The sequence below is a fragment of the Pseudoalteromonas sp. AOP31-A2-14 genome (genome assembly GCF_052378035.1).
GTDB lineage: Bacteria > Pseudomonadota > Gammaproteobacteria > Enterobacterales > Alteromonadaceae > Pseudoalteromonas.
This window is the reverse complement of record NZ_JBQSXI010000001.1, coordinates 2,898,777-2,922,177: the sequence shown is the minus strand read 5'-3', so window position 1 is coordinate 2,922,177 and position 23,401 is coordinate 2,898,777. Positions and strand designations below refer to the sequence as shown.

Genomic DNA, 23,401 nt, shown 5'->3' with positions numbered 1-23,401 from the left:
GGTAGGTGATGAGAAAACTATTAAATACATGGCATAAAAAGTTAGGTTGGTGGGGGCTTGCAGCACTACTTATTTGGGGAGGTAGCGCAATTAGTCACCCAATTATGAGCTGGTTTGGCCCGCAGACAGTGGCTTTTTCAGCGCCTAAATTACAACTTAACCACGCGCAGCTTAGCGGTTTTAACCAACTAGTAAAAATGCCTAGTGTGACTGCGAGCGCGCAAGTGGTCAAAGTGGTTGCTAATGAGCAGTATGGTGGACTGTTACAGGTTACACGCAAAGGTAAAGCGAGCCGTGATTACTATAATTTAGAGACTCTAGATTACCTCACTGATTTTGATAAACAACAGGCTAAGTGGCTAGCCAGTTACTATAGTGGTATTGCCAGTAATAAAATTGATGCTATAAGCGTAATAGAGCACTTTAGTGATGATTACCCCGCAGTTAATCGCTTATTGCCCGTTTATAAAGTTGACTTTAATAACGGCACTAGCACTTATGTATTTACCGAAACTAACAGCCTTGCCAGTATTACTAATGGCTTTAAAAACACGCTAAAAGCTGTATTTATGCAACTTCATACCTTTGCCTGGTTAGAAAGTATTGAGTATGGCCGTTTAGTTATTATTGGCTTATTAATGGTTACATTATTTGCAATGGCCGTTACTGGACTTGGGTTGGTGTTTGCTATGCGTAAACGCGCTATAAAGCAAACGAGTCGTCGTTATCATCGCTATTTAGCTTATGCACTTTGGCTACCATTACTTGGCTGGTCTGCCAGTGGCTTCTATCACTTATTATATAGTTCGCAAGCGACAAGTGTTAGTGGCCTACGTTTACAGAGCATAGGGTGTATTAATACACAGCAAACCTTAAATAATGATTGGCTTGCTCGCTATCAAAGTAAAAGCTTAACCAGTATTAGTGTTGTTAGTGATGCACAAAATAATGCTGTTTACCGTTTAGGAATAGCAACTAAAAAAGTGGCTAATGCTAATCGTAATAGCCGTTTTAAGGGCATGCCTAGTGAAGCACCAGCCGTTTATATCAACCCATACTCGGGTAATGAGCGCAATGATATAAACGATAAAAGCCAAGCCACACTATTGGCAAAGAAGTTTAAAAAAGACGAGCAAGTGAGTGTTGACGATAGCCAAATTGTAACTCGTTATGGGGCTGATTATGATTTTCGTAATAAGCGCTTACCGGTATGGAAGGTTGAGTTAGATGATACTCAAAGCAGTTGGCTATTCGTTGATCCAATAAGTGGTATTTTGGTTGATCAAAGTCGCAGTCAAGACCGTCTAGAGCGATTATCGTTTTCACTGTTACATAAATGGAGCCACTTAACATCGTTTACTGGGCGAATTTTGCGTGATGGTATGATTGTAATTACTTTATTACTGCTGTTAGTAATGGCGGGATTTGGTACAAAAATGATGCTGAAAAAACGCCGAGCTCGATAACAATTTACGAGTTATGAAAAAGCGCGATTAAAATCGCGCTGATAAACAAAATAGACATTTGGTGCGGCTTTAAACCGCACCAAACTTATAGTTTAGCAAAAGTATCTTGTAGTGGCGGGACAACCTGCTTTTTGCGACTCAGTACACCGTCTAACCATACTTGGTCATTTTCGGCCTGTACATTGTACGCACCTTCAATAACGGTGATATCGTCTGAGGCAATTAGCATTTGCGATCCTTCTTTCATAATATCGGTAAGCAGTAATAATACTGAGTGACGACCGCCTTCTTGCTTTAATTTAGCTATATCAGCTTCAAGATCTGCTTTTATATCGTCAAATACGGCAAGATCAATAACCTCTAATTGCCCAATACCAACGAGCTTACCGTTCATGTTGAAGTCTTTAAAGTCACGCATAACTAAGTCGCGTGCAGGGGTATCTTCAACAGCTGATTTTACTTTAAACATTTCCATGCCAAGTTCTTTAAAATCTTCGATGCCAGCAATTTCTGCAAGGGCTTCAACACATTTAATGTCAGCGGTCGTGCACGTTGGTGATTTGAAGATAACGGTATCGCTTAAAATTGCGCATAGCATGATGCCTGCAATGTCTTTTGGAATTTCAACATTATAAAAGTCGTACATCATTTTAATAATGGTATTTGAACAGCCAACAGGGCGGATCCAGCACTCAAGTGGAGCAGAGCTTGTTAGGTCACCAAGTTTGTGGTGATCAACAACACCAACAACGTGAGCTTGGTCGATATCATCAGGAGCTTGGGTTTTTTCTGTGTGGTCTACAATATACACATCTTCACCCGCATAGCTTAATTTAAGTTCCGGGGCTTCGAAACCAAACCTATCAAGAATAAATTGTGTTTCAGGTGATACTTCACCTAAGCGAGTGGGGATTGCTGGCTCTTCGATTTGGTTTTTCAAATAAGCCAGTGCAATTGCACCACAAATAGAATCTGAATCTGGGATCTTGTGACCTACTACATACATTGACATTGACGGAGCTCCTTAAGTTTTGCGTTATTTTAGCAAAGTTATCTAATATTGACACACTCTGGTTGCTGAATTTGTATATTATTGATAAAAAATTCGGCTGCCATTTACGGCTCTTTTTGGTTACACTTTAACTAATTGAATTTTTAGGAAGGGCTCAAATGCAGTTAAGCCGCAAAGGCTGGAACAATGTGCTTATATTCTCCATGCTGTTGATGATTTTCTTCTTTAATGGTTTGCACAAAAAGCTTAATAGCGTGCCTACGAAGCAAGATGTACAGGCTGTGTTGCCCGCACAGAATTTTGTGTTAGCGCTTGCTTTTCCAGAACAAAAAAAAGGGCTCATGTCTCAGCAGCAAGTTGCTGACTTAATTAGTTATTGGCAAAGTGTTGAGCTTACACTTGTTGAGCGCAAAACTAATGAGCAAACCCTAACGCGTATTTATGTTGCTGCTTTATGGCTTGCCGGCGAGCAGCTACTGTCGTTAATTAACTTTCAAAAAAGTGAAGCTGATGCCTGAATTACCTGAAGTTGAAGTGAGCCGTTTAGGCATCACCCCACACATACTGAACCAGCAAGTTACTCAGGTGAATATCCATAATCCCAACATGCGCTGGCCAGTCCCTGATGATGTAAAGCAGATTCAGGGCTTAAAAGTGACAAAAGTAGAGCGCAGAGCAAAATATTTACTTTTGTACTGTGAGCTCGGCAGTGTGATTTTACACCTGGGAATGTCGGGTAACTTACGAGTGGTTGATAAAACAGAGCCACTTAAAAAACATGACCACATTGAATTTATTTTTGCTAATAATAAAGCGCTGCGCTTAAACGATACGCGCCGTTTTGGCTGTTGCTTATGGCAAGCGCCCAATGAGTGTCACACTTTATTAGTTAAGCTGGGCCCTGAGCCGTTAACCGATGAGTTTGCAGCTAAACGTGTTTACGAGCAGTCACGAAATAAAAAAATACCGGTAAAACAGTTTATTATGGATAACGCGGTGGTAGTTGGCGTGGGTAATATTTACGCCAATGAATCATTATTTAAAGCGGGTATTCATCCAAAGCGAGAAGCGGGTAAAGTCTCACTAGCACGTTATCAGCGATTAGTGCCTATTATTAAAGAAACACTGGCAGCAGCGATAGTACAAGGCGGCACTACACTAAAAGATTTTGCGCAAAGTGATGGTAAGCCGGGTTACTTTGCTCAGCAATTATTAGTGTATGGGCGCAAAGGCGAGCCATGTATGAAGTGCCAACAGCCATTAACTGAAATTCGTTTAGGTCAACGTAGCACGGTGTATTGTTCTCAGTGCCAAAAATAAATAAGGGTGTAGTGGGTGAGTTTCGTCCTAAATCAGTAAGTGCTTTTAGGACGAAATGATTTAAAGCTCAAAAGGAGCTACGCCAACGGCTTTCATTTTATAACCTACTTGGGCTATTTCGCCTGACCAGGTTTCTGTGCTGATCACGCCGGTCACTACGATGGCATCGTAAAGGCTTTCGATTGGCACGCCCCCTTTTATGGTTACGTGAACAATTTGATTTGGCGGCGGTGGTGGTACGTGAATACAAGCACCAAAGTAAGGAACAAGCAAAAATTCGGTGATTACTTCATCATCGCCTTCCAGCGGCACAACAAAACCCGGTAAGCTCACTGATTGGCCGTTCAGTTCTTTAACTATTGGTGCGTCTAACTCTGGTTGTACCCAGTTTTGCTCTGAGCCTTCGTGGTTAGCTTGATTTTGAGTATCAATTTGCACATGCCCTTGAGGAATTAAGTCTTCCCAAAAAATTTCTTTTGGTTCACCTGCCACACTAGTGAGGCTAACAACCAATAAGCATAAAACACTTATTTTTTTAAAATACTGCATAACAACCCTTATTAAATTTTAATGCTCATGCCATCGGCTAATGAATAAAAATAAGCACGTGTTGCGGGTATTAAACCAACAATAAAACCAGCCGCCATAATAGCGCCGATTAGTGTTAGTTCATAGTATGAGAGCATGGTAATCGTAATAGTAATGCCGGCCTGACTTTGCAAATACCCAGCAGCAAATGCCATCAACAAATAAAACAGCCCAACACCGACTAAGCAACCAAGGCTGGTGATAAGTAGCGACTCGATACTGATCAATGAAAAAACATGCCATGGTCTCGCTCCCACTGAACGCAAAATTGCTAGCTCTCGGCGGCGTTGATTAAGGCTTGCCAATAATGTAGTAAGCATGCCAAGCAAGCTAACTAATACCACAACAATAGAAAACAGCAGCAATATTTTTTCTACTATGGATAGCATTTCCCAAAGCTCACGTAATGTTACACCAGGCATAATTGCCAGTAGTGCTTCGTCTTTATATTGGTTGATATTGCGACGTACTTGCAAAGTATACAAAGGCGAATCAAAACCCATTAAAAATGCTGTAATTTGCTTTGGCTCACCGACTAAATCATGTTGATGTTCGTGTTCGTGTTCATGGCTTGGTTCGTGACTGTGATCATCGTGGCTACCTTGTGAGTTACCACCATGAATAAGTTCAATGGCAGCAAGCGGAATATGCAGAGTCTTATCCACGGGGGTGCCGGTGGCATCTAAAATGCCCACTATTTTAAATGGGTTATCGTCATGGTGATGAAAACTGGTATTGCCCATGCCGTGAGAAATAACTATTTCATCACCTAGTTGATAATTAAGTGAGTTGGCTACATCGCTGCCTAGCACCACCTCATCAATATGAGTAAATGGTTGGCCTTGAGAAAAACTTAATAATTGCTTTTTACCAAAACGATAATGGCTAAAATAATCGGGGGAAGTGCCAAGCACTGCTTGTCCTTTGTGGCTATCACCTAAAGAAATTGGAATGGTCCAATTTACTCCGCGCTGGCGCTTAATATACTGATAACTTTTCCAGCTGAGGCCGTTGTTAGCATGGCCGATACGAAACACTGACGAAAGCAATAATTGAATATCACCCGTGCGTGCACCAACAATTAAGTCGGTGCCTGAAATCGTATTGCTAAAGCTGCTCTTTGCATCAACGCGGACACGTTCAATACTTAACAGTAACATCACGCTGATGGCAATAGTAAACAAGGTTAGAAATGCGCTTGCACGGCGATTTAGTAAGCTTTTATAAGCTAGTTTAGTTAGTAGCATGAGGGTTGGCTCCTTGTAACTCTACTAAGCTTATAGAACGAGTAAATAATGCTTCTAGCGATTTATCATGGCTAACAAAAATTAAGCTGCTGTTGGCTACCTTTGCTTGTGCGAATAATAATTTAATAAAGGCCTCTCGGTTATCGGCATCAAGGGCTGAAGTAGGCTCATCAGCAATAATTATTTCAGGGCTGCCAATAAACGCACGTGCTGCAGCAACTCGCTGTTGCTGGCCAATGCTTAGCTCTGCCACTGATTGCTGCTGTAACTGTTTTTCAAGCCCTAGAGCATCAAGTAAACGGCTTGCTTCTACGTCTAAGTGAGCACTGCTGGCAAGCGCTGTTTGCTTACGTTTTTCTGAAAATTGACAGCCAAGCATGACATTCTCAATTGGTGACAAATAAGGCAGTAAGTTAAAGTTTTGAAAAATATAACCTAAATGATCAGCACGAAAAGCGTCGCGTTTAGCGTGGCTAAGTGTTTGAATCGAGGTGTCAAGCAGGGTTATTTCACCCGCTGTTGGCGTATTAATACCTGCAAGTAATGATAGTACAGTCGATTTACCTGAACCGCTGGGGCCGTGTAAAAACACATGCTCGCCTTGGCGTATATGTAAGCTATCAATTGAGAGAGTTGGTTTTACTTGTTGAGCGTGCCATTTAAAAAGCACATTGTTAAGTGTGATCATGAGAACCTATGCAGTGTTACCAACGCCAGTAACTTAATTTTTTACGCATCTTAAAATTACGAATTAAATTAAGAGGCTTTGGCTTAAGTGGCAGATTGTTAAATAATAATTCATTACTAGCGGCAAGTACACGCCGGCTCGATAAACCGTCTTGGTATGGGTGCAACTGCTGGCAGAACTGTTCAATCTTACTCATAAGATCGTGTGGGTGAGTTAATGCATAATCGATTGCGGCCTCGAGTTTATCTGCGTCAGTAACATCAATTAAATGTTCACCAGGGTCTTGGTTGCAAAAAGTGACCACCGGCTTACGTTGTAAAATAAACATCAATAAAATTGATGATGTGTCGCATAGCATGACGTCTGCTGCTTGTAGTAACGGCAGTACATTATCGGTTTCAATAAACGTTAAATTTTCATTCTCGAGGGCTTTATATTGTTCAACTAAATACTGCGGCATTTTTGGATGAAATTGTACCAAAATACGCCACTTACCTTGCTCGCTAAAGTGCTTTATTTGCTGGTAAAGCTTTGGTGCAAGGGATAAGTTACGAGAGAATGTTGAACAAATTAATAATGTTTTTCGAGAGTTTAAACTATTAATATAAGGATTATTTAAGGTTGGCGAAAAAAGTGGGTCTAAAGTTGGCCAGCCGGTCTCTTTAGTTTCAAAAAAACCATGTTTCTTAGCTAACCGCTTAAACTTATCTGTTGTATTTGGTCCCTGCGTACAATAAAGGTCGAAACAGCCTCTAATATTAAAGTGATCCTCAAAACCTCTTCGGTTAACTTTACCAGAATTAAAACCATGAAAAACAGCTACTTTTTTACCTGGGATAAAGTTTGGAACGGTATTTCCTGGTATAAAAACGACATCAGGTTGCCACTGACATATTTGATTAACTGAAGTTAGCTGTGCTTCATCTGGGTGTAAAAAATGCGGATTCACATTGCAGCCTTCCAAAAACCACTTTACTTCGCCACCACGAGCTAAAATTTCATGCTGCAATGGGCGCAAAATCGCAAATGAATAATTTTGAGAAATGTACATTAAATATTTTTTTTGCTGAGTCGCGGCTAAATAATCCAAGTGTTACCTCCCATGATTGAGACCGCTATTATAACGGTATATTGTTTATGACAGCAAAATTACCTGAAAATTAATATTTTTTATCTTTTTTATTTCTGTGCTGATGTATAGCAGGCCAGAGATTGAGCTTTCGATGAGTCTAGATTATTATAGGCAGCTATAACCCCAATCCCATATTGCGTTTTTCAAGCGCATGCCATACATCCGGAGATAGCATGACTAGCTATAAAGTTTTAGACGTTAACGATGATTTACCCATCCGCACTAAAGGTGAAGTACACAGTGGTAAAGTACGTTCGGTTTATTGGTTAACTGATGAAGATAGTGCCCGCTTAATTAGTGACAAAGGTTACAACGTACCTAAAGACACTGAGCTTGCGATAATGGTGATTTCTGATCGCATCTCTGCGTTTGACTGTATTTGGCAAGGTGAAAATGGCCTAAATGGCGTGCCGGGTAAAGGTATTGCACTTAACTCAGTTGCTTCTCATTGGTTTAAACTATTTGATCAAGCAGGTCTTGCAGGTAATCACATTGTTGATATTCCACACCCTTATGTATGGATTGTACGTAAAGCCAGTACGGTAAAAGTAGAAGCTATTGCGCGTCAGTATATTACTGGCAGCATGTGGCGCGATTACGCGAAAGGCACTCGTAATTTTTGTGGTATTGATTTACCTGAAGGCTTAACGGCCAACCAAAAGCTGGATGAAGTTTTAATTACTCCTTCTACTAAAGGGGTTATTACTGGGGTTGCTGAGATCCCACCGGTTGATGATGTAAATATTACCCGTGAAAATATTATTAATAACTTAAGTGTATTTAACTTTAAATCTGAAGATGATGTGGCTAAATACGAAAAGCTATTAGTGGAAGGTTTTGGCTTAATAAGCCAAGAACTTGCAAAACTTGGACAAGTATTTGTTGATACTAAATTTGAATTTGGTTATGTCGAAGGTGTTGATGGCACGGATAAACTTATTTATATCGACGAAGTGGGTACGCCGGATTCGTCACGTATTTGGGATGAAGCGGCTTATCAAGATGGTAAAATAATTGAGAACTCTAAAGAAGGGTTTCGTCAATTGCTTATAAATAACGTATCAGACAGCGATGTACTACTTAATAAAGACCGTATGGATGAGCGTGAGCAGTTAGCGCAAAGTTATGCCTTACCTGAATCAGTGATGCTCGAAGTGTCAAATACTTATGTTGGTATTGCGAGTAAAATTATTGGCCAAAACATTTCGATTCCAACAGATCCGCGCAGTGAAGTCATTGCTATTTTAGACAAGGAATATGATTTAATCGTCAAATAGTAATTATAAAGTATGAAAAAAGCGCAGTTACTTAAATTTAATTTATTGTTACTGGGCTTTTATCCTTACATTTATAGCCAGTTTTTAATTAACTGAATTTTAGATTAACAGCATAGCTAAAGTTGGGATGTCGCTCAGCTAATAACCTTAATTTATATCAACAACGTGTTGGTTGGCCTTGAGCGATTAGTTGATAGTTTTATTAACCCAATTGGTAATGATGAGCAGAACATTCATTTTTGAGCATGCAGATATAAGCCATTTTCGCGAAGGGTTTGTTTCTCACTTATGCGCACTAACCGATGAACCATGTAAATATAAAGGTTACAATATGGTCGATATACACACCGGCATGTGCATTTCAGAGCGAGATTTTAGCCATGTTGTTGACTTGTTCATTGCTGCTATGGATGAGCAAAACGTTAATCACTCGCTACAAAATTAAATTCTCTCTAGAATGGTGCCATTGCGCTCAGAGATAATTAAAATTTAACTAATTTAGTAGCGTTTGTACTGCTTGAGCTATTTGTCGGGGCTCTATTGCCTTTATAATTTCATTTTGTAGCAGTTGCTGACCATTAGCTACCAATGCTATTTTATTTATCATTTTTGGATCAACGATACTCCAAGGAGATGTACCGAGTCCAACCACTGCTACGAAAGGGACATTAAATGCCGCTGCAATATGCATAGGACCAGAATCAATAGTAATCATCAAGTCGACTGCTGCAATTGCATCTACCATGGCTGCAATTGATGTTTTGCCTGCAAGTATTGTTGACTCAATATTTTTGTTTATTAGCTGATTATGTATATATAATGCATCTTCTTTTTCACTAGGATCGCCAAATAAGTAAAAAGTACAATCGATGTTTTTTGCTACTTCTTCAAGACTTTCTAATGCAAGATCGTGAGGGTAGTGGCGAAGGCCTTTATTCTGACCACCAAAATAAACCCCGATAGATTTTTTTTCTTGTTTAAGTACTAAATTACTTGTTTCTTTAGTCAATAATGTACTTGGCATTATTGAAAATGGATTACCGTGAAGTTCATTTACAAGTCTACAATAGCGATAAATATAATGATGATTTTTATTAAGTTTTAGTTTATGCGTAAGCAACGGTGAACGGCCATTTTTAGCATAACCGACGCGATATTTGATGTTTGCTAAAAAGCATAAAATAGCTTCAGATAGTGAGTTACGCATTATAAAGGCTATTTGGATATTCGCGGCTCTTAATTGCTTAGCCTGCGCCAACATCGAAACTGAATTAGACGATTTGAAACGTTCGTCAGGTATGATCGAGTAATTTAAATCACGTTCAAATAGCTCTACAAATTGAGGCCTTACAAGCAATATTATTTTTTGGTTGGGGTATAATTTTTCGATCAATTGTAATGCGGGAGTACAATTTATAGCGTCACCTATAAACGTAGGTAATACTATTAAAATATTACCTGTTATTTGGCTGTTATTTAATTGGTTATTCTTGCGCATCTAAAGAGATCCCTTAATATACTGTAAATGCTAGGTATTTACTTATCGCTATAATTTGCGGAGCTAAATCAAAGCTCTATTATAATAGAACTTTTCAATTAATTATATCATTGCCTATTTTACACAAGTTAGTAAGATCTTGATGCTTATTTTTATTTATCTTACAAGCTTTACAGCCATTTAATAAGCTGTAAATTTTTTAGAGAGCATATCAAAGATGGAAAGAGCCATAATGAAAAATATAGTTACTTGCCAATGGTTAAACACTCATCTTAATGATGATAATTTAGTTATTTTTGATGCCGGTATGGTGCGTCCCGGTAAGCTGGGTAATTATAACCCCAAGGCTATATTACCAAATGCTCAACGTTTTGACTTAAAAAAACAGTTGGCCGATAGCAGTAACCTGCTGCCACATACGATGTGTAGTGCTGAGCAATTTACTGAGCAAATGCAGTTGATGGGCGTAAACAATGACTCTTTAGTGATTATTTATGAAGACCAAGGCTTGTTTAGCTCTGCTCGCGCTTGGTGGATGTTTAAAGCGATGGGGTTTGACAATGTTAAGGTACTTAGCGGCGGTCTTGCCAAGTGGCAGGCATTAGGTTATTTCACACAAGTTGAATACAGCCATAGCCATCATCATAAAGGTAACTTTATCGCCAAACCCCGAACAGATCATTTCATTCACGCCGCGGCGGTGTTTAATGGTATTGATGACGACGATGTTTTGCTATTTGATGCTCGTGGCTATAAGCGTTTTACAGGTGAAATGGCTGAGCCACGTGAAGGGATGCGCAGTGGTCATATTCCGCACAGCGTATCGTTGCCTTTTACTACATTGCTTGAAAATGGTGAAGCTAAGGCGATTAAAGAGATAAAAGCTGAGTTTGCTAAGCGTATAAAGGGGCAAAATAAGTTACAGTTTAGCTGTGGCTCCGGGGTGACTGCGTGTATTCTTGCGCTGTTTGCAGATGAATGCGGCTATACTGAGCTAAGCGTTTATGATGGCTCTTGGAGTGAATGGGGCGCCCGCTCTGATTTACCTATTGAAACGGGCGTATGTCCTAAGCGAAGTTAATATTTTCGAAAAGGACAGTTCTTGCAGTCTTGAATTCAAGTATTAAGTGCAATCATTATGCAGCCACCAGAACTTCTGATTGCCCCGTAAATAATTCATGAGGGGTTTTATACCCTCTTGTTTTTCTTGGCCGATGGTTGAGCTTATCAACTGCCGCCTGTATCTCTGCTTCACTTAGCGCCATAAAGTCAGTTCCCTTGGGGAAGAAGCGTCTAAGTAAGCCGTTGGTATTCTCATTTATGCCCCGCTCCCATGATGAATAGGGATGAGCGAAATACACATCAGCTTCTAATTTTTGTGCAACATGCTCATGGTGAGCAAACTCTTTTCCATTATCTAACGTCACGGTAATAACCTTACCTTTATATGGTGTCATACACGTGATCAGCGCATCGGCTGTTATTTTCGCATGCTTGCTTTCAATTCTGTGAACGACTGTATATAACGTTTTACGTTCAACCATTGTGACAAGCGCATTTTTACGCCCTTTACCTATCACTGTATCGCCCTCCCAATCACCAATCCTAGACTTTGAATCCACAATACTTGGGCGTTCATCAATGCTGACTCGATTAACTATCTGTCCACGTTTATCATAGCTTCCATAGCGTTTTTTATACTTTTTACATGCACGAGTGAGTGTCTTATGTAGCTTGCCACCACGAGCCTTGTCTCTGTAAATATATTGATAAATTGTTTCATGATGTAAAACGACCTGTTTCTCTAAAGCTAAGCGGCCTGCCACTTGCTCAGGGGAAAGTCCGTCATGCAACAATTTATTAATCCAGTGAGTGACGTCCTCTGTTAACTTACTTGCTTTGAAAGATGACTTACGTCTTTGTTCAGCAAAGTTATTGGCTTGGTTAGGCCGATAGCCTTTAAGTCCTTTATTGCGTTTTAGCTCTCTAGAAATAGATGACGGTGAACGAGTTAGTTCTTCAGCTATCTGCTTTTGGTTATTTCCTGCTTTTATTAACGCGTAAATCTGGTATCTTTCTTCTTGTGTCAGCTGTTTATATTTCATTAAAGCAATTTCCTTTGGCGAGAAAATGGCCGAATTATAACAGCTGGCCATCTAATCTGAGAAATTGCACTTATTATCCGAATTTAGGAGTTGTTTTGACAGCACTTACCGCGCTTTAAAAAGAACCAGCGAGTAAATACCATCATGTTATTTTGCATCTCATAATCGAGATTTTCGATTAAATTTTCGTTATTACAAAAAGGCCTAGCAAAAGCGAGTTGTTGTTTTAATGGTTGTTGATAGAGGTTATTTAAAAACTGATTAATTTTATCCAGCGCACAGCCTCGGCATAAGCAACGAGTTGCTTTGTTATCAGGTGGTAAAATAGCGGGTAGCTCATTACACCAGCATGCAGTGATATTATCAGCATTACAGCTAAGTATGACTTGGCATTGTGAGCAGGTTAAAATAGTCATTCAATATTAGGTCAATTTAAAAAATAAATTTTCAGCCATAGAATAACAGATAATTAAACATGAACAGAGCACAAGCATTAACAGAGTTTGCTAGCTTTGGTGAACATAAAGATGAGGCCATCGGTATTATCGTGTCATCAACCGCCGATGAAGCTACAAATTATACATTAACCTTAGAAACAGTTTTAAATTTACTCAATCGGTGTATTCAAGGCGAAATCGATTTAGACGACCTTGAGTTGTGGGCCAATGTTATAGAATCAAGAACCGACATAGACCATAGTGCTGTCGAAGGTGTTATTTTTGCGCTAAGTAATAGTGAGCAAATGGGGGAGCTTGATAAGAGTAAAGTCGCGAGGTTGGTTGAGTTGTTGGCAAGTGAATAAGGGGTAGGTTATAGCAATATAGCAGCTAACTTAACCTTAAAATGTCTGAAACTAAAAAGCGCGGCATAAAGCCGCGCCTACGGTATAAGTATTATCTGAGGCCGGTTTTCTCAGAGCCTTTTATCTAGCTTCTAGAGCTTGGCCCCTAAAACCTATTATTTATGATATCCCAAACACGTTTCTACTTCGTCTTTTGAGCCTAAGATCACGGCTACGCGCTGGTGGATGGCGTCAGGCTCAATATCCATGATGCGCTCTTTGCCTGTTGAGGCTATGCCGCCAGCTTGCTCTATTAGCATAGCCATTGGGTTAGCCTCGTAAAGTAAGCGTAGCTTATTAGGCTTGTTTGGATCTTTAGTGTCGGTAGGGTAGGTAAAAATACCACCACGACATAACACGCGGTGTACGTCGCCGACCATGGCGGCTATCCAGCGCATATTAAAGTTACGTTTGCGTGGGCCTGTATCGCCAGCAATTAAGTCGTTAATATAGTTTTGCATAGCTGGTTGCCAATGACGCTGGTTTGAGGCGTTAATAGCATATTCGCTTGTTTGCTCTGGTACTTGAGCAAAATCTTGCGTTAATAAAAAGCTGCCGTGAGTTTTATCGAGTGTATAAAAACGCGTTCCCTTACCTGTGCTTAGCGCAAGTACGGTTGATGGGCCATATAATACATAACCTGCGGCAACTTGGTCTTTACCCGGTTGCATAAAAATACTTTGGTCGGTAGGATCTGAGCCTTCAGGCGCTTTCATTATTGAAAAAATAGTGCCCACTAATGAGTCAATATCAGTATTTGACGAGCCATCTAATGGGTCAAAGGCAACTATATAATTTGCATCTGGGTTACCGGCTACGGTGTAATCTTCTTCTTCAGAGGCAATCGCTTTTACATAGCCTGATTCCAGTAATATATCTTTAAGTAGTTGGTTGGTGAGTACATCTAGTTTTTTTTGTGTTTCGCCTTGAATATTCTCATCGAGTGTTGAGCCTAAAGCACCTGAAAGAGCACCTTGGCCAACCCGAAATGAAATTTCTTTACAAGCCGCTAATATAGTTCTGATCAACGAGATAAGTTCCCTTGGGCAACCGTCTTCAAGTAATACTGGTGGAAGTCTACGCATTCTATTTTCCTGATAACGTTAATAGCAATGGCATTTTTAAGTGTGAGAGTGATGCCAAAGCAAGCGCTGAATTTCATCTTAAATAGCTGTATTTTGGATCAAAACCCTTATACTGGGTACACTCCAAAGTATTTAAAACGCGAATAACAAAGATAAGATTATGCAAAAAATACCATTGATACGTTACATGCTCTTCACTGTGCTACTGACTATGATACCTCATGCGCAGGCAGCAATTAAGTCCATAAATGATTTTACTCAGCAAATGAATCATTTTCCAGGCTACTTTTCATTTTATTACGATACTGAAAGCGGAAAAATTTATTTACAGGTAGATAAACTAAAACAACCTTTTTTGTTACAACAAAGCTTGCCTTATGGGGTAGGCTCTAACGATATAGGCCTTGATCGAGGTCAGCTTGGTGATACACATTTAGTGCAGTTTGAGCACTTTGGCAATAAGGTAATGTTGCGTGCCCTCAATACTTACTATCGCGCAAACACCAGTAATAAATCCGAGCAACAAAGTATAAAAGAGGCTTTTGCATCGAGTATTTTAGCAGGTTTTAAAGTGGTTGCTGAGCGCGAAAATACTTTGTTAATTGATTACACACCTTATTTATTAAGTGACGTGCATGGTGTTAGCCGCACCTTAGCGGCGCGTAAACAGGGTAACTTTAATTTAGATGAAAGCCGCAGCGCGGTTGAAATGAATCGTTCTAAAGCGTTTGTAAAAAACACCGAACTTGAAGCGGTACTTACTTTTAAAGGCTCACAACCTGGAAAATATATTCGTCAGGTAAGTGCTGACCCTTATGCACTAACTGTACATCAGCACCATTCATTGATTGAACTGCCTGATGATAATTATACCCCGCGTAAATTCCACCCGCAATCAGGCTATTGGAGCATTGAGCATAAAGATTATGCTACGCCGCTTAGTGAATCAATGCTGGTGCGCACTATCCCGCGTCACCGACTTAGTAAAAAAGATCCAAGCTTACCTATTAGCGAGCCAATTAAACCGATTATTTATTATTTAGATCCCGGTGTACCTGAGCCTGTTAAAACGGCGTTATTAGACGGCGCTAAATGGTGGGATGAAGCATTTTCAGCGGCAGGTTATAAAAATGCCTTTGTAGTTAAGGTATTACCAGATAATGCCGATCCGATGGATATCCGTTATAACGTAATTCAATGGGTGCATCGTGCAACGCGTGGTTGGTCTTATGGATCATCAGTGATTGATCCACGTACGGGTGAAATTATCAAAGGGCATGTAACGTTAGGATCGCTTCGGGTTCGTCAAGATATTCTGATTGCTGAAGCGCTCGCAGCCCCCTATATTGAAGGTGATGAAGTAACAACACGGTTACAAGCGATGGCGCTTGATCGTATTCGTCAGTTAAGTGCTCACGAAATTGGTCATACCTTAGGTATTGCTCATAACTTTGCTGCCTCAGTAGCCGACAGAGCCTCCGTGATGGACTACCCGCACCCATTACTTAGTTATAACGATAACAATGAGCTTGATGTAAGCCGAGGTTACGCGCATGGTATGGGTGTGTGGGATACACAAGTAATCAAATATGGTTACAGTGATTTCACCAATCAAGATGAAAGTGCCGAGCTGACTGCCATTCTAGCTGAAAATAAAAGTAAAGGTTTGGAGTTTATTTCAGATCGTGATGCTCGCGCTCAGGGGGGAGCACATCCAACAGCCCATTTATGGGATAATGGCACTTCTCCAAGTGATGAATTAATGCGTGTGCTTGAAGTGCGTAAACATGCCTTGGCTAGTTTTGGTTTACATAACATAAAAGCGGGTACTGCACTTTCACAGCTTGAAGAAATGCTAGTGCCGTTGTATTTATTTCATCGTTATCAGGTCGAAGCCGCCGTTAAGTTAATTGCGGGTGTTGACTATGATTATGAAATGCGTGGTGAGGAACCCGTAAAAGGTGCGCAGGTAGTCGTTAAGCAAACCCAGCAAGCTGCATTGGATGCATTGCTTGCCACTTTACACGCTGAGAATTTAGTCTTGCCTGAGTCAATATTGGCACTCATTCCGCCTAAAGCGTATGGCGAGAAAAAATCACGGGAAAGTATCGTTGGTCGTACTGGGCTTATTTTAGATGCTATGGCACTGCCTGAAGTGGCCGCGCAGCATAGTTTATCGTTATTATTAAACCCTGAACGTTTGAATCGTCTTGCTCAACAACAAGCACGTAGTAAGGCATTTTTTAGCTTAGACAGTTTACTTAAACAGCTTTATACCCAAACCTTTGAGCAAAAGTCATCAACAGGGATGACGGGTAAAGTGATTCAGCGAGTACAGTTATTAACAGCAAAGCAAATGGCTGATTTAGTTGCCAGCAATAAACTCGCGCCTGAAGTCCAAGCACAGCTTAGTTATTACCTTAGCAAACTAGTGCAAGACTATCAGCAAGAATCGTTTTTATCTGATATTAGTGTTGGTGATAGTGCCTTTAAGCAATATTTGGCAGATCAAGTTCAGTTATTTATAGACAATGGCAAGTGGCCTGAAAACTTTAAAGTGCTTCCTATTCCGCCGGGTTCACCTATTTAAAGGGAAGTGTGGTTTGCTATGATCACTTAAGCGTGATGTGAGGTCGCGGCTATGGTGCTTGGTTCATAAAATCAGTTTTTCTTGCATAAAAGTGTTTTTTTGATAACCTAAGCGCCTCCCAAATTAAGAGTTGCAGAGGTGTGTATGGTGTTATTATCTCGTTCGTTGCTAGCGATGACCATTGCCTTTGCAAGCTTTTCCAGTGCAGCAGTTCTTCCTAAAAAACAATGTGATGTTGAACTCAGCCACGGCTTAATAATTACTGATGATGTTATTCGTATCGTCGACAAAGGCCAAACTCGGGTACAAATAAACAATAATAATCAATTGTTTATTCGTGGTTCATTGGTTGACTTAACTCCTGAAGAAAGTAAGGTCGTAGAGCAGTTTAGTTTAGGTATTCGAGACACAGTTCCAGAACTTGTTGATCTTGCTACAGATGGTGTAAACCTAGGGCTGAGTGCTATAGAGCAAGTGGTTGAAGGAATGTCTGATAAAGAGCCTGAAGTACTCAAAACCCAGCTACAATATGTTGAACGTGCGTTGATGGATAAATTTAAACGTGGTGATGACTTCTTTTTTATTGCTCCGCAGTCGCTATCAAAAATAGATGATTTTTTTACCAAAGAAATCAGCCAAAAAATTCACTCAGCCGTACATGGTTCATTAGGCGCTATATTAATGTCTTTAGGTGATGCGTTTAAATCTCGTGAAGGTAATATTGAAGACCGTATCAATGATATGGGACAACGAATGGATATCATTACTCAAGAAATTGATAAATCACTAGAAAAAAAAGCTCAGCAATTAGAGCTTAAAGCTGCAGAGTATTGTGAGTGCTTAAATAGCTTAGATGCCACTGAATCTAAGCTACAGGCTATTGTTCCTAGTATGAGCGATTTCGACCTCGTAGAAATCAAATCTTAAATCTTATTACTAACAGTCTTACTAAAAAATGTAAGGCATGTTTCTTTGCATCTATATAAGCGTTCAGATATTGATTTCATTGGTAGATAGTTGACGATATTCACCCGCTGCTAAATTATCATCTAAGATAATATTGGCTATTTTCTCGCGGTGTAATTCAACTACTTTATTATCAACGGCAGCAAGCATGCGCTTTACTTGATGGTATTTTCCTTCGCAAATAGACAACCGTAAACTATAGCTTTCAATTGGCTCAACAATAGCTGGCTTGGTTAGTTCTTTTTCGTTATGTAATTGTACACCATCACGTAATAACTCAGCAGCTTCTGTTGTTAGTGGCTCAGCAACTTCAAGTAAATATGTTTTAAGCTTATTATGCTTCGGTGAGGTAATTCGATGGGACCAATCACCATCATTAGTAATAAGTACCAAACCCGTGGTGTCAATATCAAGTCGCCCAGCAACATGAAAGTCACTTAAATTGGGTTCATCAAGCAAGTCGAATACTGTTGGGTGTAGGTTATCTTTGTTGGCGCAAACATAGCCCACCGGCTTATTAAGCATAAAATAGCGTTTACCTAAATACCTGAGCGTTTCACCTTGCCATACGACAGTGTCATTTTGGGTTACTGGTTGATCAAATCTAGTGGCTACTTCTCCGTTGATGGTGGCTGCTTTTCGCTTTATTCCTGCGCGGGTTTGGGTGCGTGTTGTTTCTGCTAAATGGCTGATAAATTTATCTAAGCGGCAAGGGAATTTCATTTGATTTACTTCTTTAATCGACAACAATACCAGTAATTATAAACGATAGTGATAAACCATAATAGCGATGCCAATAAGTCTTTATTTGTTACTTTACTCATTAAATTGCATTGGGATGAGGTTGTTAGTTTTGGTTATTATTGTTTATCAGCTAAAGTACAGCAGTGATAAAGGAAGATAATTTAATTCTTTATTCCTGAGCTATGCTTTAACCAACTCTTTAATATTCAGCTAGAGAGGGGTCTATTTATAAACAAGGTAAATAATGGCTTAGTTGAACAGAGTCGACTAAAAACGTTTGCTTTTTTATTGGGGTCGCATTTTTAGTCCGCTACAATGCTTTAGTTTTTATAAAATAGCGACAAATTATGACAACAGTCTGTGGGCCTATAGATGCGTTTTACCAAACGCAAATTGCAGCTGGTAAATTACAGCCAGATCAAGCTCAACTTGCCGCTGTTAAAGCGCTTGATGAACTGGCAGGGCAATTACAAACCCCACATAAATGGTGGCAAAGGAAGCCTTTCATACCTGGCGTATATTTATATGGCCCAGTGGGGCGTGGTAAGTCGATGCTGATGGATGTGTTTTATGAGCAGGTTACAGTTACACAAAAAACACGACTACACTTCCATCATTTTATGGTTAAAGTACATCAGCGCTTAAATGAACTGCAAGGTATTAAAAACCCGCTAGAGCTCATCGCTAAAGAATGGTCAACGCAAACTCGGTTAATTTGCTTTGATGAGTTTTTTGTCTCTGATATAGCAGATGCGATGTTAATGGCTGGACTTTTTAAGGCATTGTTTGCTAAGAAAATTGTGTTGGTTGCTACGTCAAATTGCGCACCTGCTGCACTATATTATAATGGTTTACAGCGAGTGCGTTTTTTACCCACTATCGATTTGATTAATCAACATTGCAAGGTGCTTAATGTTGCGGGGCAGGTTGATCATCGTTTTCGCTTTGGCAAATATCATAACTATTACTTTATAAAGGCTGAGCCAGCATTATTAACCGCGCACTTTAATGCATTTACTCCCGCTGATAAAAGTAATGGCAGTATCACAATTTGTAATCGGCAAGTGCCAATTATGCAACAAAGTAAAAAAGCTATTATGTTTGATTTTATGGCGCTTTGCTCTGGCGCACGCAGTACCCGTGACTACATTTATTTAGCTAAGCACTTTAGCCGCTTATACATAATTAACGTGCCAGTTATGGGGAGAAATGCCACGGGTAAACAAATAGTGCATGGTATTGAAGATAGTTATCAGCGTGAAAAGCAAGACTTACAAGAGCATCAGTTAGATGATGAAGCAAGGCGTTTTATTGCCTTAATTGATGAGTTTTACGACCGTGGAAAATTAGTGGTTATTAGCGCTGACGTGGATATAGCAATGCTGTATCAAGGTAAACGTTTGGCGTTTGAATATCGTCGTACTGAGTCGCGGTTAGTTGAAATGCAAAGCTGGTAGCTAGCAGTTAAAAAAGATAAAAGGCATGCTCTTGCAAGACATGCCTTTGATAACAACCTAGTTGGAACATTAAATAAGCCTTGGCTTATTTAATGAATTAGTTAAAAGCTATATTGCGCACCTAAGTACACATAGCGCCCAGCGCCACCGCCATATTCGGTGTAGTAGTTACCACGCCCACCTGGGTAGAATGCGCCTTTATTATCAAAAATATTATTAACGCCAGCAAATATACGTAAGTCACTCTGGCTTGTTAACGCCATGGTGTAAGAAGCAGATAAGCTATGTTTTAGGTATGAACCATAGTCTTGATACTTTAGCGGCTCGGGGTTTGCAACACAGGAAGCTTCACTTGCTGCACAGCGTTCGTCGTTTGCTGCTATAGCATCTAAGTAATCTTCCTCATCTTGTTGATCAGCTTTAAATGAGCCTAAGTAGTTTGTACGCCAACGAATACGAATATCATCCATACTCCATACTAATGACATGGCGGCTTTATCTTTCGTACGACCATAACCTGCATACTGTGTGGTGACATCTTTGCCGTCTAAGCCTTCATACGTTTGTGAATTTTCAATGACGTGGTTGTAATCAGCTTTAAGTGAAATATTACCGTAGTTGCCAATATCAACCTTATAGGTTGCGACTACGTCATAACCGCGTGCAGTGAGTTCATCTAAGTTATATTCGCGTTGTAGAATTTTAATAATATTACCTTCGCTATTTCGGGTAATGTCATTACAAAACTCATTATCATCGCCCCATGCAGCTTCTGAGTCATAACACTCGGACATAATATTTTCGTTACTGATCTCGTCAATTGCATCAACGATGGCAATGTCGTAGTAATCAATAGCAAGGTTAAAACCACCTAAAAATTCAGGTGCTAATGTTACGCCAAAGGTGTAAGTATCAGCGGTTTCTTCTTTTAAGTTAGGGTTACCAGTGCCGGGTGAGTAGTTGTTGTCTTCACTTTCAAACTCAAAATCAGGGTTTTCAGCAAGCTGATTCGCAAGCGTTGGCTCTAGGCGGCAATTAGCATGGCCAGGTTTAGTTGATGTAGCCGTTAAACCATCACAAATATCATCATATGAGTCAAAATCGCCACGTGGTGGCGACATTAATTCGGTGATAGTTGGTGCACGCTGAGCACGTGCATAGTTAGCACGTACCATATAACCATCAACGGGTTGCCATAATAAACCGAGTTTATAGCTGGCTACAGTATTGACGTTTTCCATACTGTAATTAGCTAAACGTAAAGAGGTTTCAGCTGATAAGCTTTTTGCTAGCGGCGCATCTTGTAAAAGTGGAACTGCCAGCTCTGCGAAGGCTTCGTAGACTTCTACTTCACCATCAAAAGAGGGTACAACGTTAAATGTGATCCCGCCGACTTTCATGTCTTCACTCGTATCTAAACTTTGCGAGTCTTTACGATATTCACCACCAAATACGGCAGATACATTGCCCGCTGGTAATTCAAATAAGTCGCCGGTGATATAGCCCATTAAGGTGTATTGTTGAATCTTAGTATCAATAATCGGATTCGTACGGATCCAATCAGCCATGTCTGGTGTAATAGAACCCTCACCAAATAGATTTAGCGGAACGCAACCTTGTGCGCGAGCGTCAGCATCAATACACTGAATGGTTCCATCTGCTAATTGCTCTGCCTGCAACGCTTGATTTACACGTACCGTGTTTAATTCGTTATTACGCACTTGGTGTTGCTTAAACTGGCCATAGCCTGCTGATACATCCCAATCCCACTCATGGTCAAACATTGTGCCTTGCAGGCCTGCCCAAGTACGAATTGTTGTACGGTCATTATCAGTACTAATATTACCTACCTCGCCAAAGCGACGGTCCCAATAAATACGGTCTTTATACGGGTTACTATCAATAATTTGTTGCGGTACATACGGGTTATCAATTGGGATATAACCGGGTGCAATATCGGCAACTGGATCGCCTGTTACAGCGTCATAGCGAGGAACAGCAGCACCTTCATACTCGTCTTCAGGAGATTTACTATTGAACGAGCCACTTTTGCTGTACTGAATTTGGCCATAAGCCATGATATCGTCAGTCAAATCGTAATCGATTTTTACTGCAGTAGATAAATTATCGCTGGGTACATCAAGCATTACATATTTACTTGAGTTGATCCCGTAAACCTCTTCGTTGCCTTTCCAGTCATCACGGAGTGTTTGGCCGTCGTACCAAAATTGAGTGTCATTTTTACTGTTTTCTAAAAATACACCGCCTAAGGTACCGTCGCTTTTGCTCATCCAATCAGCTTGGCTGATATCCCTCATGCATTGATAACCGGTTGCGGTATTCATTTGGTTACACATCAGCTCATCATCATAGCTGTGCGATGCTTCTATTTGCGCGCGGTCGCGGTCATAGAAGGTCATGCCAAAGTCGCGATCCCAGTTTGAGCTAAAAAAGACGTAACCACGGTCATCGCCAAATGATGTACCGTAATTTAAATCAAGCGTAAATTCTTTGCCGCCGCCCTCTGTGGTTTGACCGCCTCGGGCTTGAAAATCTAAGCCTTCTTTTTTTGACTGGGTAATTATATTAACCACACCAGCAACCGCATCAGCGCCATATGTAGCAGAGGCTCCGCCACTAATTATTTCAACGCGCTCAACCATACCGCTAGGAATAGTATTTAAACTAACGTAATTACCGCCGTAGCTATTAGACACAACGCGACGGCCATCAATGAGTGTTAATGTACGATTAGCACCTAAGTCACGTAATTGCACTGTTGAAAGCCCAGTGCCTGAAATACTCGATTGGCTGGTGGTATTACCGATACTCTGGCTCAGTGCTGGCATGTTATCGATTAATACATCTGATAAGTTACCTAAGCCAGTATCTTGAATAGCAGAACGATCCATGGTTACCAGCGGTGTGGCGACAGAAAAGCTATCACGTTTAATACGTGAACCTGTAACCGTTATTTTTTCTGGTATTTCTAGTTTTGCTTCTGCAGTGCTATGTTTTGATGCAGTGGCTTGGCGTTCAATTTCAGCATTATTAGCAATGGCTTGGCTTGAAAAGCATGCTGTGATTGCGAGTGCTAATGCACACTTATTTGTTGATAACTGGATCATGCAGTTTCCCTATTTATTGTTTATTAGTTGTTATGTTTTATTTTTATAAAGCTAAAACATTGGTCACTTTGACGGGCAGTTCAAAGTACTACGACCAATGCTTTAGCTGATGGGGTTTGTCGAAATTAGTTGTAAGTAATTGTGAAATAAAACACAATGAATGACGTCTCGTTTATATCCCTATTCTATATCTATTAAATATCTATTATTTTATAATCAGACGGTTGTGATAATTTTTTACAAGTATGTTAAATTGT

At 40.2% G+C, this 23,401-nt stretch carries 20 protein-coding genes and 1 pseudogene; 10 read left to right on the top strand and 11 right to left on the bottom strand.

Features of this window, described 5'->3' with window-relative positions:
- Positions 1–8 precede the first annotated feature (8 nt).
- Positions 9–1,466: a hypothetical protein gene (locus tag ACT3S9_RS13530; protein ID WP_441834225.1), complete on the top strand. Its 1,458-nt coding sequence runs from the start codon at positions 9–11 to the stop codon at positions 1,464–1,466.
- 85 nt (positions 1,467–1,551) lie between these two features.
- Here ACT3S9_RS13530 and ACT3S9_RS13525 read toward each other — a convergent pair whose 3' ends face one another.
- Positions 1,552–2,478, bottom strand: a complete 927-nt coding sequence (locus ACT3S9_RS13525) for a manganese-dependent inorganic pyrophosphatase (protein WP_441834224.1) — start codon at positions 2,476–2,478, stop codon at positions 1,552–1,554.
- A gap of 158 nt (positions 2,479–2,636) precedes the next feature.
- Between ACT3S9_RS13525 and ACT3S9_RS13520 the strand changes: the two genes are divergently transcribed.
- Positions 2,637–2,996 (top strand): hypothetical protein, encoded by a 360-nt coding sequence (locus ACT3S9_RS13520; protein ID WP_441834223.1) that lies wholly within the window; start codon positions 2,637–2,639, stop codon positions 2,994–2,996.
- On the top strand, positions 2,989–3,798 hold the full coding sequence (gene mutM, locus ACT3S9_RS13515; protein ID WP_441834222.1) for a bifunctional DNA-formamidopyrimidine glycosylase/DNA-(apurinic or apyrimidinic site) lyase: 810 nt from the start codon (positions 2,989–2,991) through the stop codon (positions 3,796–3,798). Before ACT3S9_RS13520 ends, mutM begins: the two co-directional genes overlap by 8 nt.
- 60 nt (positions 3,799–3,858) lie before the next feature.
- Here mutM and ACT3S9_RS13510 read toward each other — a convergent pair whose 3' ends face one another.
- Genes ACT3S9_RS13510 through ACT3S9_RS13495 form a run of 4 tightly spaced genes read right to left on the bottom strand, consistent with a single transcriptional unit; the run spans position 3,859 to position 7,411 of the window.
- The gene (locus tag ACT3S9_RS13510) at positions 3,859–4,347 is read right to left on the bottom strand and encodes a DUF3299 domain-containing protein (RefSeq protein ID WP_441834221.1); all 489 of its coding nucleotides are present in this window, start codon (positions 4,345–4,347) and stop codon (positions 3,859–3,861) included.
- A gap of 11 nt (positions 4,348–4,358) precedes the next feature.
- On the bottom strand, positions 4,359–5,633 hold the full coding sequence (locus ACT3S9_RS13505; RefSeq protein ID WP_441834220.1) for an ABC transporter permease: 1,275 nt from the start codon (positions 5,631–5,633) through the stop codon (positions 4,359–4,361).
- Positions 5,620–6,321: an ABC transporter ATP-binding protein gene (locus ACT3S9_RS13500; protein ID WP_441834219.1), complete on the bottom strand. Its 702-nt coding sequence runs from the start codon at positions 6,319–6,321 to the stop codon at positions 5,620–5,622. The genes ACT3S9_RS13505 and ACT3S9_RS13500 overlap by 14 nt, the downstream gene beginning before the upstream one ends.
- A gap of 16 nt (positions 6,322–6,337) precedes the next feature.
- Positions 6,338–7,411, bottom strand: coding sequence for a CDP-glycerol glycerophosphotransferase family protein (locus tag ACT3S9_RS13495; protein ID WP_441834218.1), 1,074 nt, complete (start codon positions 7,409–7,411; stop codon positions 6,338–6,340).
- Positions 7,412–7,626: 215 nt separating this feature from the next.
- Here ACT3S9_RS13495 and ACT3S9_RS13490 point away from each other — a divergent pair, with 215 nt between their 5' ends.
- Together ACT3S9_RS13490 and ACT3S9_RS13485 are read left to right on the top strand one after the other, a co-directional pair.
- On the top strand, positions 7,627–8,730 hold the full coding sequence (locus tag ACT3S9_RS13490; RefSeq protein WP_441834217.1) for a phosphoribosylaminoimidazolesuccinocarboxamide synthase: 1,104 nt from the start codon (positions 7,627–7,629) through the stop codon (positions 8,728–8,730).
- Positions 8,731–8,852: 122 nt separating this feature from the next.
- A pseudogene (locus ACT3S9_RS13485) lies at positions 8,853–9,175 on the top strand (group I truncated hemoglobin).
- A gap of 48 nt (positions 9,176–9,223) precedes the next feature.
- On the opposite strand, the gene ACT3S9_RS13480 reads toward ACT3S9_RS13485, so the two are convergent.
- Positions 9,224–10,228: a glycosyltransferase family 9 protein gene (locus ACT3S9_RS13480; RefSeq protein ID WP_441834216.1), complete on the bottom strand. Its 1,005-nt coding sequence runs from the start codon at positions 10,226–10,228 to the stop codon at positions 9,224–9,226.
- 232 nt (positions 10,229–10,460) lie between these two features.
- Here ACT3S9_RS13480 and ACT3S9_RS13475 point away from each other — a divergent pair, with 232 nt between their 5' ends.
- Entirely contained in the window at positions 10,461–11,309 is an 849-nt protein-coding gene (locus tag ACT3S9_RS13475) for a sulfurtransferase (RefSeq protein ID WP_441834215.1), read from the top strand.
- A 55-nt stretch (positions 11,310–11,364) separates the two neighbouring features.
- Here the strand turns inward: ACT3S9_RS13475 and ACT3S9_RS13470 are convergent, their stop codons facing one another.
- Both ACT3S9_RS13470 and ACT3S9_RS13465 read right to left on the bottom strand, forming a co-directional pair.
- Complete coding sequence (locus tag ACT3S9_RS13470) at positions 11,365–12,333, bottom strand: IS30 family transposase (RefSeq protein ID WP_086959932.1); 969 nt, start codon at positions 12,331–12,333, stop codon at positions 11,365–11,367.
- Between the two features lie 83 nt (positions 12,334–12,416).
- Positions 12,417–12,749: a DUF5522 domain-containing protein gene (locus tag ACT3S9_RS13465; protein ID WP_444750990.1), complete on the bottom strand. Its 333-nt coding sequence runs from the start codon at positions 12,747–12,749 to the stop codon at positions 12,417–12,419.
- 59 nt (positions 12,750–12,808) lie between these two features.
- Here ACT3S9_RS13465 and ACT3S9_RS13460 point away from each other — a divergent pair, with 59 nt between their 5' ends.
- The gene (locus tag ACT3S9_RS13460) at positions 12,809–13,135 is read left to right on the top strand and encodes a hypothetical protein (RefSeq protein WP_441834213.1); all 327 of its coding nucleotides are present in this window, start codon (positions 12,809–12,811) and stop codon (positions 13,133–13,135) included.
- Positions 13,136–13,290: 155 nt separating this feature from the next.
- Here ACT3S9_RS13460 and ACT3S9_RS13455 read toward each other — a convergent pair whose 3' ends face one another.
- Positions 13,291–14,259 (bottom strand): class 1 fructose-bisphosphatase, encoded by a 969-nt coding sequence (locus ACT3S9_RS13455; protein ID WP_444750989.1) that lies wholly within the window; start codon positions 14,257–14,259, stop codon positions 13,291–13,293.
- Between the two features lie 160 nt (positions 14,260–14,419).
- Here ACT3S9_RS13455 and ACT3S9_RS13450 point away from each other — a divergent pair, with 160 nt between their 5' ends.
- Both ACT3S9_RS13450 and ACT3S9_RS13445 read left to right on the top strand, forming a co-directional pair.
- The gene (locus tag ACT3S9_RS13450) at positions 14,420–16,849 is read left to right on the top strand and encodes a zinc-dependent metalloprotease (RefSeq protein ID WP_441834211.1); all 2,430 of its coding nucleotides are present in this window, start codon (positions 14,420–14,422) and stop codon (positions 16,847–16,849) included.
- A 144-nt stretch (positions 16,850–16,993) separates the two neighbouring features.
- On the top strand, positions 16,994–17,776 hold the full coding sequence (locus tag ACT3S9_RS13445; RefSeq protein WP_441834210.1) for a YggN family protein: 783 nt from the start codon (positions 16,994–16,996) through the stop codon (positions 17,774–17,776).
- Between the two features lie 63 nt (positions 17,777–17,839).
- Here the strand turns inward: ACT3S9_RS13445 and rsuA are convergent, their stop codons facing one another.
- Positions 17,840–18,538, bottom strand: coding sequence for a 16S rRNA pseudouridine(516) synthase RsuA (rsuA, locus tag ACT3S9_RS13440; protein ID WP_441834209.1), 699 nt, complete (start codon positions 18,536–18,538; stop codon positions 17,840–17,842).
- 368 nt (positions 18,539–18,906) lie between these two features.
- On the opposite strand from rsuA, the gene zapE reads away from it, so the two are divergent.
- Positions 18,907–20,016 (top strand): cell division protein ZapE, encoded by a 1,110-nt coding sequence (gene zapE, locus ACT3S9_RS13435; RefSeq protein ID WP_441834208.1) that lies wholly within the window; start codon positions 18,907–18,909, stop codon positions 20,014–20,016.
- 101 nt (positions 20,017–20,117) lie between these two features.
- On the opposite strand, the gene ACT3S9_RS13430 is transcribed toward zapE, so the two are convergent.
- Positions 20,118–23,144, bottom strand: coding sequence for a TonB-dependent receptor domain-containing protein (locus ACT3S9_RS13430; protein WP_441834207.1), 3,027 nt, complete (start codon positions 23,142–23,144; stop codon positions 20,118–20,120).
- Positions 23,145–23,401 lie beyond the last annotated feature (257 nt).

What these genes read in the sequence shown, in the direction of transcription:
- ACT3S9_RS13460 (WP_441834213.1), top strand. Translation starts at nt 12,809, where the DNA reads ATGAACAGAGCACAAGCATTAACAGAGTTTGCTAGCTTTGGTGAACAT.
- ACT3S9_RS13490 (WP_441834217.1), top strand. Translation starts at nt 7,627, where the DNA reads ATGACTAGCTATAAAGTTTTAGACGTTAACGATGATTTACCCATCCGC.
- ACT3S9_RS13445 (WP_441834210.1), top strand. Translation starts at nt 16,994, where the DNA reads ATGGTGTTATTATCTCGTTCGTTGCTAGCGATGACCATTGCCTTTGCA.
- ACT3S9_RS13510 (WP_441834221.1), bottom strand. Translation starts at nt 4,347, where the DNA reads ATGCAGTATTTTAAAAAAATAAGTGTTTTATGCTTATTGGTTGTTAGC.
- ACT3S9_RS13450 (WP_441834211.1), top strand. Translation starts at nt 14,420, where the DNA reads ATGCAAAAAATACCATTGATACGTTACATGCTCTTCACTGTGCTACTG.
- zapE (WP_441834208.1), top strand. Translation starts at nt 18,907, where the DNA reads ATGACAACAGTCTGTGGGCCTATAGATGCGTTTTACCAAACGCAAATT.
- ACT3S9_RS13525 (WP_441834224.1), bottom strand. Translation starts at nt 2,478, where the DNA reads ATGTCAATGTATGTAGTAGGTCACAAGATCCCAGATTCAGATTCTATT.
- ACT3S9_RS13475 (WP_441834215.1), top strand. Translation starts at nt 10,461, where the DNA reads ATGAAAAATATAGTTACTTGCCAATGGTTAAACACTCATCTTAATGAT.
- ACT3S9_RS13500 (WP_441834219.1), bottom strand. Translation starts at nt 6,321, where the DNA reads ATGATCACACTTAACAATGTGCTTTTTAAATGGCACGCTCAACAAGTA.
- ACT3S9_RS13505 (WP_441834220.1), bottom strand. Translation starts at nt 5,633, where the DNA reads ATGCTACTAACTAAACTAGCTTATAAAAGCTTACTAAATCGCCGTGCA.
- ACT3S9_RS13430 (WP_441834207.1), bottom strand. Translation starts at nt 23,144, where the DNA reads ATGATCCAGTTATCAACAAATAAGTGTGCATTAGCACTCGCAATCACA.
- ACT3S9_RS13465 (WP_444750990.1), bottom strand. Translation starts at nt 12,749, where the DNA reads ATGACTATTTTAACCTGCTCACAATGCCAAGTCATACTTAGCTGTAAT.
- ACT3S9_RS13480 (WP_441834216.1), bottom strand. Translation starts at nt 10,228, where the DNA reads ATGCGCAAGAATAACCAATTAAATAACAGCCAAATAACAGGTAATATT.
- ACT3S9_RS13520 (WP_441834223.1), top strand. Translation starts at nt 2,637, where the DNA reads ATGCAGTTAAGCCGCAAAGGCTGGAACAATGTGCTTATATTCTCCATG.
- rsuA (WP_441834209.1), bottom strand. Translation starts at nt 18,538, where the DNA reads ATGAAATTCCCTTGCCGCTTAGATAAATTTATCAGCCATTTAGCAGAA.
- mutM (WP_441834222.1), top strand. Translation starts at nt 2,989, where the DNA reads ATGCCTGAATTACCTGAAGTTGAAGTGAGCCGTTTAGGCATCACCCCA.
- ACT3S9_RS13455 (WP_444750989.1), bottom strand. Translation starts at nt 14,259, where the DNA reads ATGCGTAGACTTCCACCAGTATTACTTGAAGACGGTTGCCCAAGGGAA.
- ACT3S9_RS13470 (WP_086959932.1), bottom strand. Translation starts at nt 12,333, where the DNA reads ATGAAATATAAACAGCTGACACAAGAAGAAAGATACCAGATTTACGCG.
- ACT3S9_RS13530 (WP_441834225.1), top strand. Translation starts at nt 9, where the DNA reads ATGAGAAAACTATTAAATACATGGCATAAAAAGTTAGGTTGGTGGGGG.